We start from the raw sequence: 17,756 nt of genomic DNA on the forward strand, positions 1-17,756 counted from the left end.
TGAGGAGTGTATTTAAATGTATTTGGTAGAATGGTTGTTTTGGCGCGATGCAACAGGCGATGAAAATATGCGTAAGGATACTCGGGCCTTTGATAAAAAAATGGGAGATAGAGGTGGAGGGTATCCGGCAAGCTTGGTTAAAGCTGACTATACGCGGTCAACGGTGAGTCATAACCCGCGACCCTTTGGCCCCTACTATGCCTATAACGATCGCTTTATGGAAATTAGAGCAGGATTTATGGAGAATTATCGTGGGGTGATTACCGCATTTACACTGCTTATATTAATTGGTTGTATAGGTTTTGCAATATATAGCGTATTTGATATTGCGGATAGTTTGTTAAATAAAAATCCATATAATTATGTTGAAGAATGTGTTGCTCTTGTTCTGTTTTTATTAACGGGAGGGGGGGTAACTTATTTGACTATCCGCTATGGACGCTATCTGAGTCGACTGGAAGTATTTACCTTAAGGCATATGCGTGTGCGTTTTAACCGAGTTACTCGTCAGGTATATATTCAACGGCCGGCCTATTGTGGTGGCAATGTTACTTTGCGTTGGGACGATATTATTTGTGCCGTTGCGGAAGGTGGGGAAGCGGCAGCAAATAAAAATGATTTAGATGGTATGGGCATGCCGAATCTACTGATTTGGCACCCTTATAAAACAAACCTGCCATACTGCGTTCAAATCGCAATTGGTAGAAAAATGGCGACTCATCAAGATTTATTGGACGAATGGGAATTTATTCGTCGCTATATGGAAGAAGGGCCGGCGAATCTACCAGTACCGCGCAAGGCGTCACTATTGCCGCTGCCCTGGCATGGCTTTTCCGCCCATATGGAAACCGTCGGCAGCCTGTATCGTTTGACGCCGGGGATAATGAAGCTGCCGTTGGTGCTATTTCTTACGCCAGTGATGATCTTTTTGGGTATGGCCTATTGGGCGTCGGAACTGCTGTGCTGGCAGCCGCGCTGGCCTAAAGTGATCCGTCAGGCGGGATTACCCGGTATGCCGCTACCGCCGTTAACTCAATTAACTGACTATCCGCCCGATATTCAGCAAAAGTTGCGGGATAACGCCAGCTATTGGGATATTGATAAAGAGAGTTCAGCGAGTACGGATGTAGAACCAGCAAAATAAAGGGACGCGGTGGCCGCTCTATTTTTGAATCAGGCTTATTGTGATAACGAGCAGTATCTATATTTTTGAGCCAAACCAGTTGGAAAGCACGCAAAAAGCGCGTAGTTAAAGATAAACCCGATAATATTGATTAGCAGGATGTATTCTCTGTTCATTGCGCCTGAGTTTTACCAAGCGATAAATTGAAAATAGGTTATTGAGGATTATCAGGCAGCAATGACGGTGTTAGTCACAGGAGGTGATGATGTACTTTATTGAATGGGAATTCTGGAAGCGGGCAGTACAAAGCCAAGAAGAGCGGCAGGAAACGGAAAGGCTGGTTGCAGAATTTGATAAGGGTAAAAGAAAATATAAAATTGACCCGGAGAAAGCAAATCAAGAATTGGGGCAGGATCATACTCAATATCAGTTTAGTGATACTCCTTATTCCGAGGGGCCATTTTATGCCTTTAATGAGCGTTATTTAGAGATAAGAGGTGGTTTTTTAGAGGAAAGACGAGGATTAATTACCTTGATTTCTTTATTCTATATATCATTAACCGCTGTTTTTATCGGTTTTGTTTTTGCTTTTATATTAGAGTTCATAAGAAAGCCTGAATTACTATTCTACAACTTGGGATTTGTTTTTGCTTTTATTGGCTTTATTGGTATGAGTTCTGGATTAGTTTACTACTTTTTTAAAAGAATCTGGAAGTTTACCCGTCTGGAGTTATTCACTCTACGCCATATTCGCGTCCGCTTTAATCGCATTACTCGTCAGGTTTATATTCAGCGCCCAGACTACTGCGGTGGCTTATTAGTCTTAGAATGGCAGCAAATGCAGTGGCCACTGGCTTATGGTAAAGAAGATCCTAAGGCTATTGGTATTCGTAATATGATCTCCTGGCATCCTTATGTTACGGGATTACCTTATCTGGTTACTCAGGCAATCGGTAAACGCTCTGAAAAACTGGGTGATTTACCCAATGAAGCAGAGTTTATTCGCCGCTATATGGAATATGGTCCGGACAGCGTACCGGAGCCGAAGGTGAGTTCGCTATTTCCCTGGCCGCTGCCCTGTTTTTACCCGATGTTTGAAGCTACCGGTAAGAATTGGGGTAAATGGATGACGATACTGGCCTTTCCTGCGGTGGCGTCGATAGGCGTGGGTTATTGGTTATCACAACTGCTGTGCTGGCAGCCACGCTGGCCGCAAGATATCGAGGACGCCGGACTTGCCGACAAACCCAGACCAAAAACCACCACGCTGGATGACTATTCACCGGAGATCCAGGAACGCCTGTTAGCTAATGCCGATCGTTGGGAAATCAAACTGGCGGATAAACCCAAAGTACGCAAAAAGCGCGTAGTTAAAGATAAACCCGATAATATCGATTAGCAGGATGTATTCTCTGTTCATTGAGCCTGAGTTTTACCAAGCGATAAATTGAAAATAGGTTATTGAGGAATATCAGGTAGCAATGATGATATTAGTCACGGGAGACGAGTATGTATTATATTGAATGGCAGTTTTGGGAAGACAGTGTTGCTTCTGAAGAACGAAGAAAAAAAAATGAAGAAATAGATAATATTATCGATAAAGGGAAGAAGAAATATAAAATTGATCCGGAAAAGGCCAAGAAGGAGTTAGCTCAGGATCATACTCAATATCAGTTTAGCGATACCCCTTATTCCGAAGGCCCGTTTTATGCCTTTAATGAGCGTTATTTAGAGATAAGAGGTGGTTTTTTAGAGGAAAGACGGGGGCTAATTACCTTGATTTCTTTATTCTATATATCATTAACCATTGTTTTTATTGGTTTTGTTTTTGCTTTTATATTAGAGTTCATACAAGATCCTGAGTTGTTATTTTACAACGGAGGGTTTGTTTTTGCTTTTATTGGCTTTATTGGTATGAGTTCTGGATTAGTGTACTATTTTTTTAAAAAAATCTGGAAGTTTACTCGTCTGGAGTTATTCACTCTACGCCATATTCGCGTCCGTTTTAACCGTATTACTCGTCAGGTTTATATTCAGCGCCCAGGCTACTGCGGTGGCTTATTAGCCTTAGAATGGCAGCAAATGCAGTGGCCACTGGCTTATGGTAAAGAAGATCCTAAAGCTATTGGTATTCGTAATATGATCTCCTGGCATCCTTATGTTACGGGATTGCCATATATGGTAATGCAGTTTATTGGTAAGCGTTCTGAAAAATTGGGTGATTTACCCAATGAAGCGGAATTTATTCGCCGCTATATGGAATATGGCCCGGACAGCGTAGTGGAGCCGAAGGTGAGTTCGCTATTTCCCTGGCCGCTGCCCTGTTTTTACCCGATGTTTGAAGCCACCGGTAAGAATTGGGCCAAATGGATGACGATACTGGCCTTTCCTGCGGTGGCGGCGATAGGCGTGGGTTATTGGTTATCACAATTGTTGTGCTGGCAGCCGCGCTGGCCGCAAGATATCGAAGACGCCGGACTTGCCGGTAAACCCAGACCGAAAACCACCACGTTGGATGACTATTCACCGGAGATCCAGGAACGCCTGTTAGCTAATGCCGATCGTTGGGAAATCAAACTGGCGGATAAACCCAAAGTGCGCAAAAAGCGCGTAGTTAAAGATAAACCCGATAATATCGATTAGCAGGATGTATTCTCTGTTCATTGCGCCTGAGTTTTACCAAGCGATAAATTGAAAATAGGTTATTGAGGATTATCAGGCATCAATAACAGCCTTAATCACAACAGACTAGATCTGCGGTATTTACCGCAGATACTATTTATTTCTTATTTCAATCCCATCAACCATAAATCGTTCTGGTACCACCATCGCCGCTACCTGGTGTCGCAATCCGTCCCTTAAATTCCCGCCACAAGTCCACCAGTCGTATTAAATCTTCTCGTGAGATATCCAAATGCGTCACTAAACGGGTTACTGGCCCGGCGTTCATCAGAATGCCGCGCTGTTTCATCCACGGGCCTAGCTGGCTGGCCTCATTGGCCGGTAGTCGCAGAAACAGCATATTGGTTTGAGCACCCGGCGCCATCACTTCAACACCCAATCCGCTTAGCTGTTCTGCCAGCCATTGCGCATTATCGTGATCTTCCCGCAGACGTTCGACGTTGTGATGTAGCGCATAGATCGCCCCCTGAGCCAAAATACCGGCCTGACGCATACCGCCACCGACCATTTTCCGCCAGCGGCGAGCTTGTTTGATAAATTCGCTGCTGCCGCACAACAGGGAGCCCACCGGCGCACCGAGACCTTTTGACAGACAGATGGTTAAGGTGTCGCAATACTGGGTTAGGGTAGATAATGGCACCTTCATGGCTACCGCAGCATTAAATATGCGTGCGCCATCAATGTGCAAGGCCAGTTTCTTTTTGCGGGTGAAAGCCCATGCCTGATGGAGATAATCCAGCGGTAGCACTTTACCGTTATGGGTGTTTTCCAGACATAACAGACGGGTGCGGGCGAAATGAACATCATCTGGTTTAATCACGCTGGCGACGATATCCAACGGCAGCGTGCCATCTTCAGCGGCATCAATAGGCTGAGGTTGAATGCTGCCCAATACCGCAGCACCACCGGCTTCATACATATAGTTATGGGCTTTTTGCCCGACAATGTACTCTTCTCCGCGCTGGCAGTGGGTTAATAAAGCCACCAGATTAGCCTGAGTGCCCGTTGGCAGAAACAGTGCGGCTTCTTTACCTGAAAGGGTTGCGGCTTCACGCTCTAATTGGTTGACGCTAGGGTCATCACCATAAACGTCGTCGCCGACGGCGGCATCGGCCATTGCCTGACGCATGGCTTTACTCGGCTGGGTAACGGTATCACTTCGAAGATCGATCATATTGGGTACCTTATCATTCGGCGTTTATATTGTAGGAATAATAACCATTTTTGTATCACATCAGACTGTCGGGTAAAAAGATAAAAGTGTTGGAAAATAATGCTGATTGATAATGTGTTGTAACACGACACCTTTAATCTTGGTTATTTATCGAGGTGTTATTATTCGATGAGATAGGGGGGAAATAGTTCGCTCAGAGGGGGAAATTGGCAAAAGATGTTGCGTAATACCGCTAATTTATCGTGAAATCTTGTGTTTTGCGTAGTTTTAGGCTAATTATGAGCATGTTATGTGCATAAAGCGTGGAGAAAAGAGGCCGATGCATTTACGTTACTTATTGCTTCTGGTATTGCTGGTGTTAGCAGGCTGTTCCAGTAATACCCCACCGCCAAGTGGAAAACTGTCCGATCCTATATACGTTCTTGCCCAGCTAAAAGAACAGCATCGTCAATGGCACGGGGCACCTTACCGCTATGGCGGTTTATCCCGTAGTGGCATTGATTGTTCTGGCTTTGTGTATAAAACGTTTCAGGATAAATTCAATATCAACCTACCTCGTACCACCAAGCTTCAGGCAGAAGTGGGGGCTAAAATTTCTCGTGATGAGCTGAAGCCCGGCGATTTGGTTTTCTTTAAAACCGGGCGGGGAGAAAACGGCTTGCACGTCGGTATTTATGATGCCGGTGGCGCCTTCCTGCACGCCTCTACCAGTAAAGGGGTGATGACCTCATCGCTGGATAACCCATACTGGAAAAATGCCTATTGGCAATCACGCCGACTGTAGTATTTGCTCAATGATGTTATGAGGTCATATTGTCCCGTTCAGAACGCCTGCTACAGCTTCTACAACTGCTTCGTGGTCACCGCTATCCGATTAGCGGTGCCGAGCTGGCCAATCAACTGAATATCAGCCTGCGCACCCTATATCGGGATATTCGCAGCCTACAAGCACAAGGTGCCATTATTGAAGGTGAGGCCGGTCTGGGTTATGTATTACGGGAAGGATTTGTTCTACCGCCGTTGATGTTTTCTGCGCAAGAGATTGAAGCCTTAGTGTTAGGCGCTCGTTGGGTGGCTGAACGCGCTGATGCACAGTTAGCGGAAGCGGCCACACAAGCGATGAGCAAAATATCCGCGGTGGTAACGCCTGAGCTACGCTATAGATTAGATGAGTCTCCGCTATTGGTTGGCCCCTCGGATAATCATAGTTTCTGTCAACCGCAAGTATTGGATATTCGTCGCGCCATTGAGGTCGAATGCAAGTTAGTTATTCAATATCAAGATCAACAGGGTCAGCAAACGGAACGGACTATCTGGCCTTTTGCGATTGGTTTTTTTGATAATGTCAGACTGGTGGTCGGTTGGTGCGAACTAAGAAATGATTCCCGTAACTTTAGAGTCGATCGCATTGCTTCACTAAAGGTGACCGATATTCGCTATCCCCGCCGTCGTCAGACCTTGTTAAATGACTGGTATCGGCAAAAAAATATCCCGCGTAAATAAGTTAACTACTGACAAAAACTGTCACTCGATTCTCCTAAGATACCGATATCAGCACTGAGCCCGTTCAGGCTCGATTGATATTTCATTTATCTTAAGGAATAGAGAATCATGTTAAACGCCAATATGTTTATTTTTTATGTGGATAATCCAACTGCCAGCAAAGATTTTTATCAGCATATTCTTGGTCAATCGCCGGTTGAGGCGTCAGATACCTTTGCCATGTTCCACTTTTCATCCGATGTTCTGTTAGGGTTATGGTCTAAACATACCGTTGAGCCTAAAGCGGGGGCAATTACTGCCAGTGGCGAACTGGGGTTTGCCGTAGAGTCCGCCGAAGCGGTGGATAATTATTACCGTGAATGGCAGCAGAAAGGGGTGAGCATTATTCAGTCGCCGCAGCATATGGATTTTGGTTATACCTTTACCGCACTGGATCCAGATGGACACCGGCTGCGCGTTTTTGCGGTGGCGTAAATGACGCGTTATTGGGGTAATGTCTGCCAGTTAACAGTTAAGTTTATTAGCAGCGAAAGTTTCGTCCACTATCAGTACAGAGAATAAATCAACAATTGCACGTTCTTGGTTTTTACCTTTTTGATTAAGCGGTGGAAACGCCGCTTAATCAACGCCAGTTCGAGATTATCCATGTTAATATAGCGTTTCTTGTTTCGCTGGATGGATTTTCATCATGTCTCGTTTACGTCTGCTTATTTCTGATTCTTATGACCCTTGGTTTAATCTTGCCGTTGAAGAGTGCATTTTTCGCCAGATGCCAGCCACTCAAAGGGTGCTGTTCCTGTGGCGTAATGCAGATACGGTGGTTATCGGACGGGCACAGAATCCATGGAAAGAGTGTAATACTCGCCGGATGGAAGAGGACAAAGTGAAACTGGCCAGACGTAGCAGCGGCGGTGGTGCAGTATTTCATGATTTGGGTAATACCTGTTTTACGTTTATGGCCGGGAAACCGGAATATGATAAAACCATTTCGACAGCGATTGTGGTTAATGCCCTTAATTCATTAGGAATTAGTGCCAGCGCTTCTGGGCGTAACGATCTGGTGGTGGCGACGCCGGAAGGGGAACGAAAGGTATCCGGATCGGCCTATCGGGAAACCATGGATCGCGGATTTCACCATGGAACCCTGTTATTGGATGCGGACTTAAGCCGATTAGCCAACTATTTAAATCCGGATGTCAAAAAGCTACAGGCCAAAGGAATTACCTCCGTGAGAGGGCGGGTAACAAACTTAAGTGAACTGTTACCGAATATCAGCCATCAACAAGTGTGTGAGGCAGTGATAAGGTCGTTCTTTGAGCATTATGGCGAGCAGGTTGAAGCGGAACATATCTCTCCGGATGCGCTACCTGATTTACCCAACTTTGTTGATACCTTTGCCCGTCAAAGCAGTTGGGAATGGAATTTCGGTCAGGCGCCGGCATTTACCCATCTGTTGGATCAGCGTTTTGTGTGGGGCGGAGTTGAACTGCATTTTGATGTGGAAAAAGGCCAGCTTACCCGCAGCCAAATCTTTACCGATAGCTTAAATCCAGCACCGTTAGAAGCCTTGGCAGACAGTTTAGTCGGCTGCCTTTATCAGAGTGATGCTCTACAAAAACGCTGTGAGGAATTGATTGTCCGGTTTCCTGAACAGAAAAAAGAGTTAACCGAGTTAGGGCATTGGATTGCGGAGATTGTCCGCTAGGGATTACTCGCGAAAGTACATCTTTTCGGCTTAAAGATTAGACCCCGGTGTGCACCGGGGTCGCCAATCTACACTATCATCGCCTAGAAGCGGCTATCTACCGCTGTTGCCAGATTAAATAGCATTCTTTCGGTATCGCTCCAGCTCAGACATGAATCAGTGATGGATTGACCGTAGGTCAACGGCTGTCCAGGCTGTAGTTTTTGCGTGCCTTCTACCAGAAAACTTTCGGCCATAATGCCAGCAATCGCCATTGAACCGGCTTTAATTTGTTCACAAACGTTTTCACACACGTCTAACTGACGGCGATGCAGTTTTTGGCAGTTGCCGTGGCTAAAATCTACCACCAAGTGTTCAGGAAGATCGAACTGACGCAGGTTATCGCAGGCAACGGCAATATCGGCAGCATGATAGTTAGGGGTCTTACCACCGCGTAAAATGATGTGGGCATAAGGATTACCGCTGGTGCGATAAATGCTCATTTGACCACGTTTATCCGGCGACAAAAACATGTGGCTGGAACGTGCTGCGCGAATGGCATCAATGGCGATTTTTGTGCTGCCGTCAGTACCATTTTTAAATCCTACCGGGCAGGAGAGAGCCGAGGCCATTTCACGGTGAATCTGGCTTTCGGTAGTGCGGGCACCAATCGCGCCCCAGCTAATCAAGTCAGCAATATACTGACCGATCACCATATCCAGAAATTCAGTGGCAGTCGGTAAACCCAGCTTATTGATTTTCAATAGCAGGTCACGCGCCAATTCTAACCCCTGATTAACCTGATAAGAGCCATCAAGGCCAGGATCAGAAATCATACCTTTCCAACCGACAACGGTACGGGGTTTCTCAAAATAGGTACGCATAACGATTTCCAGCCGGTCCTGATAGCGGTTACGTAAGGCGTTTAATTGTTCGGCATAATCCATGGCGGCATCCACATCATGGATGGAGCAAGGGCCGATAATCACCAATAAACGGCGGTCTTCACCGTGAATAATCTTTTCAATACGTTTACGGGATTGGGTGATATTGGCACTGATTTCGGCGGTAAGCGGAAATTGCTGTGCCAATCGCTCAGGCGTCACCAGGCTATCAATCAGCGCGGTGCGGAGCTCGTCAGTTTTATTCATTGATCGTTATTCTCTAAATCTTGTCTTCGCAGCGGCGAGATACCGGGAAGTGATGTATATCACAATAACGGAAACAACAATCGATGCAAATAGCGGATGAAATTAATTTGTCGCTATTTATTAAAATTTGCAGGTTAGGGTAATTGGTAGCGAGATTCTGTGGCAGAAAAAATGCTGTTATTTAATGCCGCTCGGTTAAGGAAATGGGTTCGGTGAGTTTTATCTTTGGTCTTTTATATTGAGCGCTGGAATTCAGCCGATAACTGAGTGAGGGAGCACGCCCTAACGCCCTTTGCTCGGCCACGTGCGCCAACGTTAATTTATTCTCTGTACTGATAGTGGACGAAACTTTCGCTGTTTCAGCTTCAACCTTAATACATCCTTCGACTCATGCCCAAAATATCCAGTAGCTTGGTGGAGATTTCCTCGACGGAGTAGTTGGTACTGTTAATAAAGCGGATATTGTTTTTACGATACAGCGCTTCAACTTCGGCAATTTCCATTCGGCATTGGCGCAGTGAAGCATAGCGGCTATTTTCTCGACGTTCCTGACGAATCGCCGACAGGCGTTCCGGATCGATGGTCAGGCCGAACAATTTATGATGAAACGGTTTTAGTGCCTGAGGGAGCTGAATATTATCCATATCGTCGGCGGTAAACGGATAGTTAGCGGCTCGAATACCAAACTGCATGGCCAGATAGAGGCTGGTCGGGGTTTTGCCACAGCGAGAGACGCCCAACAGAATAACCTGAGCGTCTTCTAGATTGCGTAGCGAAATACCATCATCGTGTGCCAGCGTGTAATCAATCGCGGCAATACGGGCATCATATTTGATAAGGTTACTTTCAGTTAAACCATGGGTTCGATGCGCGGAGGGAAGCGGTTCAATGTTTAACTCCTGCTGTAGCGGTGCCACTAAGGCCTGAACAATGTTCTGACAGTAACCTTTACTTTGCTCAATAATGGCGCGGATATCTGACGAGACAATAGAGTAAAACACCAAGGGTTTTAGCTGGGTTTGTTCAAACAGCTCGTCAATCTGCTGGCGAACTTCGTTGGCTTTTGCCACATCCTCCACAAAAGGAATGGTGTACTGGTTTAGGCTGATAGGAAACTGGGATAACACCGCATGCCCTAGGACTTCGGCGGTAATTGCCGTGCCGTCAGAAATGAAAAAAACCGTACGTTCCATTGCTTTCCCCTGTGAATGAAATAGTGCCATTAATTAAAAAGCATTATCCGATCTTATTCAGCAATATAAATAAAATAATTGCCAATTCATTGTTGAAAATGAACATAAAAAGCGCGTTTACGAACAAGGTGCGCTATTTATAAGTGTAAGAAAACTAAGTTTAAATGCGGAAACGATTAACCATTTCATAAGTTGTTTATTGCTGTGTAAGCTGCCATGTGTATCTGGAATATTTACCCGTCCAATACAATACTTATTTTGTGTGTTATTGACTCAATAATGGAACATCTCTAATGCCTGATATCAATAGTAATCAACGTAACGTTGTTTGGTATAACCAACTGGGAATGCATGATGTTGATCGTGTCGGAGGCAAAAATGCCTCTTTAGGGGAAATGATCACTAATCTGAGCGATCTGGGCGTGTCGGTTCCTAATGGTTTTGCTACGACGGCTCAGGCGTTTAATGACTTTCTTGAGCAAAGTGGGGTAAATCAGCGCATCTATCAATTGCTCGATCAGATTGATGTGGATGATGTCAATGCGCTGGCTGTGGCCGGGACGCAAATTCGCAGCTGGATTATTGATACTCCATTCCAGCCGGAACTGGAGCAGGCGATTGCTCAAGCCTATCAGACGCTGTCTGAAGGGAATGCCGGTGCTTCCTTTGCCGTTCGTTCTTCCGCCACCGCCGAAGATATGCCTGATGCTTCATTTGCCGGTCAGCAAGAGACGTTTTTAAACGTGCAGGGTATTGATGCCGTCATGGTGGCGATTAAGCATGTGTTTGCTTCGTTGTTTAACGACCGGGCCATTTCTTACCGTGTACATCAGGGATACGATCATCGTGGCGTTGCGCTTTCTGCGGGCGTTCAACGTATGGTGCGTTCCGATCTGGCTTCGGCTGGGGTGATGTTTACCATTGATACTGAATCTGGTTTTGACCAGGTGGTATTTATTACTTCAGCCTATGGGCTGGGTGAGATGGTGGTTCAAGGGGCGGTTAACCCCGATGAGTTTTACGTTCATAAGCCAACATTATTAAATAATAAACCGGCTATTGTGCGTCGTACGATCGGTTCTAAAAAAATTCGCATGGTTTATGCTGACAGTCAGGAACATGGCAAACAGGTTTGTATTGAAGATGTACCGGAGCAGGATCGGGTACAGTACAGCTTAAGAGACGATGAAATTGAGCAGTTGGCTCATCAGGCGTTGTTAATTGAAAAGCACTATGGCCGGCCAATGGATATCGAATGGGCTAAAGATGGTCATAGCGGCAAGCTGTATATTGTACAGGCGCGTCCAGAAACCGTGCGTTCTAATGAACAGGTTATGGAGCGTTATCAGTTAAATAAACGTGGTGAGGTCTTGGTAGAAGGGCGTGCTATCGGAAATCGCATTGGTGCAGGCCCGGTGAAGGTGATTACCGATCTTAGTCAGATGGATCGCATTCAACCGGGTGATGTATTGGTAACCGATATGACTGACCCGGACTGGGAACCGATCATGAAACGAGCGGCGGCGATTGTCACTAACCGCGGTGGCCGCACCTGCCATGCGGCCATTATCGCCCGAGAGTTAGGGATTCCGGCGGTGGTAGGCTGTGGGAATGCCACTGAATTGTTGCATGAAGGTCAATACGTGACGGTGTCCTGTGCCGAGGGCGACACTGGGTTTATCTATCAGGATATTCTGGACTTTAAAGTGCAGAGCTCTCAACTGGATAAACTGCCGGAAATTCCGTTGAAGATTATGATGAACGTGGGTAACCCGGATCGCGCGTTTGACTTTGCCCGTTTACCGAATGAAGGCGTAGGGCTAGCTCGTCTGGAATTTATTATTAATCGTATGATCGGTGTGCATCCGAGAGCGTTGCTGGAGTTTGACCAGCAGGAAGAGTCGGTGAAGCAGGAAATTCGCGAACTGATGATCGGTTATGATGACCCGGTGGAGTTCTACGTTGGTCGTCTGTCGGAAGGTATCGCAACTCTGGCCGCCGCTTTCTGGCCGAAGCGGGTGATTGTGAGACTCTCCGACTTTAAGTCGAATGAATACGCTAACTTGGTTGGCGGTAGCCGCTATGAACCGCATGAGGAAAACCCAATGTTGGGGTTCCGTGGTGCCGGTCGCTATATTTCCGACGACTTTAAAGACTGTTTTGCGCTGGAGTGCGAAGCGGTAAAACGCGTGCGTAATAAGATGGGGCTAACCAACGTTGAAATCATGATTCCGTTTGTGCGAACCGTTGAGCAAGCGAAAGCGGTCGTTGACCGTTTAGCTGATGAAGGGTTGAAGCGCGGACAGAATGGCCTCAAAGTAATTATGATGTGTGAAATCCCATCTAACGCACTGTTGGCCGAGCAATTTCTTGCTCACTTCGATGGTTTCTCCATTGGTTCCAACGATATGACTCAGCTTACGCTGGGGCTGGATCGCGACTCAGGTGTGGTATCAACGCTGTTTGATGAGCGTAACGAGGCGGTGAAAGCGCTGTTATCGATGGCCATTAAAGCGGCCAAAAAGCAGGGTAAATACGTTGGTATCTGCGGTCAAGGGCCTTCAGATCATGAAGATTTTGCCGCATGGCTGATGGAGCAGGGAATCGATAGTATTTCGCTAAATCCTGATACGGTGATTAAAACCTGGGTTGCCTTGGCGGAGCAAAGCGCCGCGACGGTATAGGGTGAGTTTTGATGGTAAAAAAGCCACGCATATTGCGTGGCTTTTTTTATGGAAAGAGCGAGTTCTAAATAACGAAGCGTTATTCTTTGTTGATGCTTGATGGTAAATCCGGCAGTTGCTCTGTAGGTTCAGGAACTTCGTCCATCCAGGCTGAAATGAGACGATAAGAAACCGCCAGTACCACCGGGCCGATAAACAGACCAATCATGCCGAAGGCCAGTAATCCACCAATAACGCCGGACAGAATCAGCAGTAGTGGCAAGTCGGCACCCATACGAATTAATGCTGGGCGCAGTACATTGTCCAAAGAGACGACGATACAGCTCCAGACCAGCAAGACGGTAGCCCAAGTGTTATCGCCAGTCCAGTAGAGCCAGATAACCGAAGGGAACAGAATCAGAGAAGGGCCAATTTGTGCCAAACAGCAGATAAACATTAATACGGTTAACAGCGTGGCATAGGAAATTCCCGCTACCGCCAGACCAATGCCACCCAGCAGCGCCTGCACTAAGGCCGTAACAACTACCCCAAGAGCAACGGCGCGAATGGCTTGTGCACCGAGGATCACCGCTGACTCACCGCGTGATGCCGCTAGCCGTAAAGCAAAATGGCGAATGCCTTTGGCGACCGCTTCGCCTTTGTAATATAGAATGGCGCTAAACACTACCATCAATGTACCGTGCAGCATAAAGCGCCCAACGTGGGCGACCTGAGAGACAAACCAGGTGGTGGTTGCTCCGGCATACGGCTGTACGCTGGCAACCAGTGCTTTGCCGCTGTCAGCAGTGAGGGATTGCCAGCCTTTATATAATCGTTCACCAACCATTGGAATATCTTCCAGCCAAACCAGTTTAGGAATGTGCCAATTGTCCGGCTTGGAGACCCAATCAACCAACTGACCGCTGTTATCAACAATACTGTTGATCACCAGGCCAAACGGTAAGACAAACACCAGTATCAACAAGAGTGTCATAATGATAACGGCAGGCATCCGCTTACCCCAGGTCATTGTCTGTACTTTTAGCAACAGTGGCCAAGTGGCAATAACCACCATGCCAGCCCAGGTAAAGCCAAGAATAAACGGCTGAACAACCCAGAAACAGGCAAGAATCAGAATAACAATAAACAGTATTCCGAATATTAGACGGGCAAGATCGTAACGCTTATGGGGTTCGGTCATGGGCTGAGCTCATTATGAAATAAAAAGGCGAATAACTGAGTTATATTATCGGGTATGAATGGTTATTACGCCATTAGAATTAATAAACTGATAAATATCGTTTAATTGCTGGAATAAAGCGCCATTCGAGAGCTAAATACTGAGTTTTTTTATTCTGAAGAGTGCGATGGCCGGTAGGTTGTGATTAATTTTATCAATGGGCTACGCAAACGATAACTCTGTATGCTAGTTTAGTCCGTTGGACTGGCAGATAAGTAGCCGATCGTAAGATTGGTGAGTAATGTTTAAAATATAATAAAAAAATAGCAAAAGAGATTAATCACTATGATTCCACAGCTAAAGCAGGCACCGGGCGTTGATGCATTGGTTCAAGCGTATTTAGACGCATTGAAACAATCAGGGTTTAGTGGCGATGTGGCAACGCACTATGCCGATCGTCTGACGATGGCGACGGATAACAGTATTTATCAGTTATTACCGCAGGCTATTGTGTTTCCTCGTTCTACCGCCGATGTGGTGCTGATTACTCGTACCGCTAACGAAGCGCGCTTTTCCACCATTACCTTTGCGCCAAGAGGTGGCGGAACCGGTACCAACGGCCAGTCTCTGAATGACGGTATTGTGGTCGATATGTCGCGCTATATGAACCGTATTCTGGAGCTGAATCTGGAACAGGGATGGGTGCGGGTTGAAGCCGGGGTAGTGAAAGATCAGCTTAATCAGTATCTCAAACCTCATGGCTATTTTTTCTCGCCGGAGTTATCAACCAGCAACCGGGCGACGTTAGGCGGTATGATTAATACCGATGCGTCCGGTCAGGGATCGTTAGTTTACGGTAAAACGTCCGATCACGTTTTGGGTTTGAGAAACGTACTGCTTAATGGCGAATTATTGGATACATATCCTATGCCGGTGGCGATGGCTGAACAGCTTGCCGCTCAGCAAACTCAGGCCGGAAAAATCTATCAAACCGTGTTAGAGCGCTGTCGTCAGCAGCGTCAATTAATTCTCGATAAGTTTCCTAAACTGAACCGCTTTTTAACCGGCTACGATTTGAAGCACGTTTTTAGCGATGACTTACAGACTTTCGATCTAACGCGCATTTTAACCGGCTCAGAAGGGTCATTGGCGCTGATTACTGAAGCTCGCTTAAATATTACGCCATTACCGGCGGTGCGCCGTTTAGTGAATATCAAATATGATAGTTTTGATTCTGCATTGAGAAATGCCCCGTTGATGGTTGAAGCGCAGGCGCTGTCGGTGGAAACCGTTGACTCCAAAGTGTTTAATCTGGCGCGGGAAGATATTGTCTGGGAATCGGTTAAAAATCTGATTACCGATATCCCCGGTAAAGATATGCAGGGATTGAACATTGTTGAATTTGCCGGCGATGATCTGGCATTAATCACTCAGCAGGTTGAATCGCTTTGCGCCAGACTAGATCAGCTGATGGCGAATGATGAAGCCGGGATTATTGGCTATCAGCTATGCAACGATCTGGCAGATATTGAACGTATTTATGGCATGCGTAAAAAGGCCGTAGGGTTATTGGGTAATGCCAAAGGATTAGCCAAACCGATACCGTTTGCAGAAGATACCTGTGTGCCTCCTGAGCATCTGGCGGATTATATTGTCGAATTCCGTGCGCTGTTGGATAGCCACAATTTAGCTTACGGCATGTTCGGTCACGTTGATGCGGGTGTGCTGCACGTCAGACCGGCCTTAGATATGTGCGATCCGCAGCAAGAGATGCTGATGAAGCAGCTTTCTGACCAGATTGTCGAACTTACGGCTAAATATGGTGGGTTACTGTGGGGAGAACACGGTAAAGGCTTTCGTGCTGAATACAGTCCGGCGTTTTTTGGCGCGGAGCTGTATGACGAATTACGTCGAATCAAAGGGGCCTTTGACCCGAATAATCGTTTGAATCCGGGTAAAATTTGTCCGCCAATGGGGCGTGACGATGCGGTATTTAAAGTTGATGCAGTAAAACGCGGCACTTACGATCGTCTGATTCCATTAGCGGTTCGTACCTCATTTAAAGGGGCGATGGAGTGTAATGGTAACGGTCTGTGTTTTAACTTTGACGCTAACAGCCCAATGTGCCCATCAATGAAGGTCAGCGCTAATCGAGTTCATTCACCGAAGGGGCGAGCGACGCTGGTGCGTGAATGGCTGCGCTTATTGACCGAACAAGGCATTGACCCATTAGAGATTGAAAAACAGCTAACGGAAAAACGCTTGAGTTGGCGCAGCCTGTTGGATAAAACGAAAAATGGCTGGCGTAAACGTCAGGGGGAATATGATTTCTCCCATGAGGTGAAGCAGTCAATGGCGGGCTGTCTGGCCTGTAAAGCCTGCTCGACGCAGTGCCCAATTAAAATTGATGTACCGACTTTCCGCTCACGTTTTTTACAGCTTTACCATACTCGCTATTTTCGTCCCGTCAGAGACTATATGGTGGCCTCGGTGGAAAATTATGCACCATTGATGGCAAAAGCCCCCGGCGTGTTTAACTTCTTTATCCGTCAGCCGTGGGTACAAACGCTGGGGGAGAAAAGCATCGGTATGGTTAATCTACCGTTGCTGTCTACACCAACGTTGAAGCAGCAGCTACAGGGGCATACCGCCTGCCAAATGACGTTGGAACAGCTGGAAGGTTTGAATGCACAGGCTAAACAAGACTATGTTTTAGTGGTGCAGGATCCTTTTACCAGCTATTACGATGCCAAAGTGGTGGCCGACTTTATTCACTTGGTTGAAAAATTAGGGATGAAGCCAGTCCTGCTGCCGTTTAGCCCTAACGGTAAGGCTCAGCATATCAAAGGATTTTTGCATCAGTTTGCCAAAACCGCTAAACGCACCGCTGATATGCTTAATCGAGTGGCCAAACTGGACATTCCTATGGTTGGGGTCGATCCCGCTTTGGTACTGTGCTACCGCGATGAGTACAATCAAATACTGGGCGCGGAAAGAGGGGATTTTCAGGTTCAACTGGTCCATGAGTGGATGCTGACTCAGCTTACGCGTTTTCCGTCAAAGAGCGTCGCTCAGGAAACATGGTATCTATTTAGCCATTGTACCGAGAGTACCGCATTGCCTGCCAGCGGTAAGCAGTGGCAAACCGTATTTAGCCATTTTGGCGCTCAGCTGGATAATGTGAGTCTCGGTTGTTGTGGTATGGCCGGAACTTATGGGCATGAAGCGGATAACCAGCAAAACTCTGCCGGTATTTACGCTTTATCCTGGCAAAAAGCGTTGAACAGTAAAAATGCCAGCCGCTGTTTGGCTACCGGATATTCGTGCCGCAGTCAGGTGAAGCGATTTGATAACGTAGTACTGAAGCATCCTCTTCAGGCGCTGCTTGAACTGGTATAACATT

The 17,756-nt window shown here is 46.6% G+C and carries 13 protein-coding genes; 9 read left to right on the plus strand and 4 right to left on the minus strand.

The genetic code is table 11. From position 1 onward, the window contains the following. The first annotated feature begins 16 nt into the window (after window positions 1-16). From EL341_RS07705 to EL341_RS07715, 3 genes are all read left to right on the plus strand, one after another. Window positions 17-1,144, plus strand: a complete 1,128-nt coding sequence (locus EL341_RS07705; RefSeq protein ID WP_126467500.1) for a DUF6708 domain-containing protein — start codon at window positions 17-19, stop codon at window positions 1,142-1,144. A 241-nt stretch (window positions 1,145-1,385) separates the two neighbouring features. Then, entirely contained in the window at window positions 1,386-2,522 is a 1,137-nt protein-coding gene (locus EL341_RS07710; RefSeq protein WP_126467502.1) for a DUF6708 domain-containing protein, read from the plus strand. A gap of 110 nt (window positions 2,523-2,632) precedes the next feature. Next, window positions 2,633-3,766 carry a DUF6708 domain-containing protein gene (locus EL341_RS07715; protein WP_126467504.1) on the plus strand — a complete coding sequence of 378 codons (1,134 nt, stop codon included), beginning with the start codon at window positions 2,633-2,635 and terminating at the stop codon, window positions 3,764-3,766. Window positions 3,767-3,923: 157 nt separating this feature from the next. On the opposite strand, the gene ltaE is transcribed toward EL341_RS07715, so the two are convergent. Beyond that, window positions 3,924-4,979, minus strand: coding sequence for a low-specificity L-threonine aldolase (gene ltaE / locus EL341_RS07720; protein ID WP_126467506.1), 1,056 nt, complete (start codon window positions 4,977-4,979; stop codon window positions 3,924-3,926). 319 nt (window positions 4,980-5,298) lie between these two features. Here ltaE and EL341_RS07725 point away from each other — a divergent pair, with 319 nt between their 5' ends. The 4 genes from EL341_RS07725 (at window position 5,299) to lplA (ending at window position 8,187) form a co-directional block, all read left to right on the plus strand. Then, window positions 5,299-5,763 (plus strand): C40 family peptidase, encoded by a 465-nt coding sequence (locus tag EL341_RS07725; RefSeq protein WP_047780855.1) that lies wholly within the window; start codon window positions 5,299-5,301, stop codon window positions 5,761-5,763. A 29-nt stretch (window positions 5,764-5,792) separates the two neighbouring features. Continuing rightward, the gene (locus tag EL341_RS07730; RefSeq protein ID WP_074823133.1) at window positions 5,793-6,482 is read left to right on the plus strand and encodes a helix-turn-helix transcriptional regulator; all 690 of its coding nucleotides are present in this window, start codon (window positions 5,793-5,795) and stop codon (window positions 6,480-6,482) included. A gap of 108 nt (window positions 6,483-6,590) precedes the next feature. Further along, window positions 6,591-6,956 carry a VOC family protein gene (locus tag EL341_RS07735; protein ID WP_047780857.1) on the plus strand — a complete coding sequence of 122 codons (366 nt, stop codon included), beginning with the start codon at window positions 6,591-6,593 and terminating at the stop codon, window positions 6,954-6,956. Window positions 6,957-7,170: 214 nt separating this feature from the next. Further along, complete coding sequence (gene lplA, locus EL341_RS07740; protein WP_126467508.1) at window positions 7,171-8,187, plus strand: lipoate--protein ligase LplA; 1,017 nt, start codon at window positions 7,171-7,173, stop codon at window positions 8,185-8,187. Window positions 8,188-8,270: 83 nt separating this feature from the next. Here lplA and EL341_RS07745 read toward each other — a convergent pair whose 3' ends face one another. Both EL341_RS07745 and ppsR read right to left on the minus strand, forming a co-directional pair. After that, window positions 8,271-9,317 (minus strand): 3-deoxy-7-phosphoheptulonate synthase, encoded by a 1,047-nt coding sequence (locus EL341_RS07745; protein ID WP_047780859.1) that lies wholly within the window; start codon window positions 9,315-9,317, stop codon window positions 8,271-8,273. A 371-nt stretch (window positions 9,318-9,688) separates the two neighbouring features. Continuing rightward, window positions 9,689-10,510 (minus strand): posphoenolpyruvate synthetase regulatory kinase/phosphorylase PpsR, encoded by an 822-nt coding sequence (gene ppsR / locus EL341_RS07750; RefSeq protein ID WP_074823119.1) that lies wholly within the window; start codon window positions 10,508-10,510, stop codon window positions 9,689-9,691. A 293-nt stretch (window positions 10,511-10,803) separates the two neighbouring features. Between ppsR and ppsA the strand changes: the two genes are divergently transcribed. Then, a complete protein-coding gene (gene ppsA / locus EL341_RS07755; RefSeq protein ID WP_126467510.1) occupies window positions 10,804-13,194 on the plus strand; it encodes a phosphoenolpyruvate synthase in 2,391 nt (796 codons plus the stop codon). 79 nt (window positions 13,195-13,273) lie between these two features. Here ppsA and ydiK read toward each other — a convergent pair whose 3' ends face one another. Beyond that, window positions 13,274-14,374 (minus strand): AI-2E family transporter YdiK, encoded by a 1,101-nt coding sequence (ydiK, locus tag EL341_RS07760; protein WP_126467512.1) that lies wholly within the window; start codon window positions 14,372-14,374, stop codon window positions 13,274-13,276. 324 nt (window positions 14,375-14,698) lie between these two features. Here ydiK and ydiJ point away from each other — a divergent pair, with 324 nt between their 5' ends. Then, window positions 14,699-17,752, plus strand: a complete 3,054-nt coding sequence (gene ydiJ, locus EL341_RS07765; protein WP_126467514.1) for a D-2-hydroxyglutarate dehydrogenase YdiJ — start codon at window positions 14,699-14,701, stop codon at window positions 17,750-17,752. Window positions 17,753-17,756: the final 4 nt, after the last annotated feature.

The organism is Pragia fontium, assembly GCF_900638655.1.
Classification (GTDB): domain Bacteria; phylum Pseudomonadota; class Gammaproteobacteria; order Enterobacterales; family Enterobacteriaceae; genus Pragia; species Pragia fontium.

Excerpts from the sequence above, each read along its gene's own strand:
- EL341_RS07705 (WP_126467500.1), top strand. The coding sequence starts at position 17 with ATGTATTTGGTAGAATGGTTGTTTTGGCGCGATGCAACAGGCGATGAA.
- EL341_RS07710 (WP_126467502.1), top strand. The coding sequence starts at position 1,386 with ATGATGTACTTTATTGAATGGGAATTCTGGAAGCGGGCAGTACAAAGC.
- EL341_RS07715 (WP_126467504.1), top strand. The coding sequence starts at position 2,633 with ATGTATTATATTGAATGGCAGTTTTGGGAAGACAGTGTTGCTTCTGAA.
- ltaE (WP_126467506.1), bottom strand. The coding sequence starts at position 4,979 with ATGATCGATCTTCGAAGTGATACCGTTACCCAGCCGAGTAAAGCCATG.
- EL341_RS07725 (WP_047780855.1), top strand. The coding sequence starts at position 5,299 with ATGCATTTACGTTACTTATTGCTTCTGGTATTGCTGGTGTTAGCAGGC.
- EL341_RS07735 (WP_047780857.1), top strand. The coding sequence starts at position 6,591 with ATGTTAAACGCCAATATGTTTATTTTTTATGTGGATAATCCAACTGCC.
- lplA (WP_126467508.1), top strand. The coding sequence starts at position 7,171 with ATGTCTCGTTTACGTCTGCTTATTTCTGATTCTTATGACCCTTGGTTT.
- EL341_RS07745 (WP_047780859.1), bottom strand. The coding sequence starts at position 9,317 with ATGAATAAAACTGACGAGCTCCGCACCGCGCTGATTGATAGCCTGGTG.
- ppsR (WP_074823119.1), bottom strand. The coding sequence starts at position 10,510 with ATGGAACGTACGGTTTTTTTCATTTCTGACGGCACGGCAATTACCGCC.
- ppsA (WP_126467510.1), top strand. The coding sequence starts at position 10,804 with ATGCCTGATATCAATAGTAATCAACGTAACGTTGTTTGGTATAACCAA.
- ydiK (WP_126467512.1), bottom strand. The coding sequence starts at position 14,374 with ATGACCGAACCCCATAAGCGTTACGATCTTGCCCGTCTAATATTCGGA.
- ydiJ (WP_126467514.1), top strand. The coding sequence starts at position 14,699 with ATGATTCCACAGCTAAAGCAGGCACCGGGCGTTGATGCATTGGTTCAA.